Origin of the sequence: Parasegetibacter sp. NRK P23 (assembly GCF_023721715.1) — a bacterium.
Taxonomy (GTDB): Bacteria; Bacteroidota; Bacteroidia; order Chitinophagales; family Chitinophagaceae; genus Parasegetibacter.
Genome location: NZ_JAMDLG010000008.1, coordinates 1 through 893, shown reverse-complemented (window position 1 = coordinate 893; position 893 = coordinate 1). Strand labels below are relative to the sequence as shown.

1 protein-coding gene is annotated in these 893 nt (G+C 33.6%); it reads right to left on the bottom strand.

The genetic code is table 11. The features are described from left to right. Positions 1-131: 131 nt before the first annotated feature. Positions 132-863, bottom strand: coding sequence for a hypothetical protein (locus tag M4J38_RS17415; protein WP_251761084.1), 732 nt, complete (start codon positions 861-863; stop codon positions 132-134). Positions 864-893 lie beyond the last annotated feature (30 nt).

The window sequence follows — 893 nt, the reverse complement described above, 5'->3', positions numbered from 1 at the left end:
AACGTAAAGGCTTACTGATGGACGGGAGTTTAGAAACGTAAACAGTCTTGCCGAGATTGATTTAGTTGAAAAACTGAACACCACGTTCCCCGTCTACCCGGCTATTCAGTAAACTATTGTTGTGTGTAGTTTTATCTGCTCATTGAGTTGTATAATTCATTCAAAGTTTTAGTTGTCCATTCAGCAACTGTCAATGGTCTTTTATCAGATGAAAAATATTCACAAACAAATTTGTATTGCTCAGTTGTCATAAAAACCATGTATTCATTTTCGTACGTTAGTAGATATAACTGCTCTTTAGAATCATTCTTTACCAACTCTGCATTAACCATATCTGCATATCTCTGAATTGTCTCTCCCCACATTAAAGGACTTCCTTTTGCCAATACATAGGTTGTCCCATTTACAATAATGCTATGTTGATTATTTAAATAGTTGTCGTTAGAGTAATTTAGTTGAACTCCTAATTTACTCAAGAAAGGTTGCATTTCTTTTATCATAGCAATAACGCCGCCTTCTTCATACAATTCCTCTCCGTCACCACAACTGTAAAAGCGGGAATCATAAAATTGAAAGGGTGGATTTCTATTGTATTCGGTAAAAAAAATTTTGTTATTACTAAAACGACTCGCTAAAGAGTCCTGAACAATCCGCAATTTATCTTTCTCCGTATAGTCAAAGTAGCCGAGTTCTGTCAATTTTTCTATAAACCCTTTATCAGTCATTTTGCTTGTGATTTTGGAAGTTGTTTTTTTAATTTTTGGAATTGTGTCATGGGAACTGTTTGATTGTGATGTATTTCCATTGCTGTAGAAATAGATAAATGTCAGAATAAAAGATAAATAAAGTTTAAGTCTGTTCATATATGGAATCGTCAAAAATTACACACAACG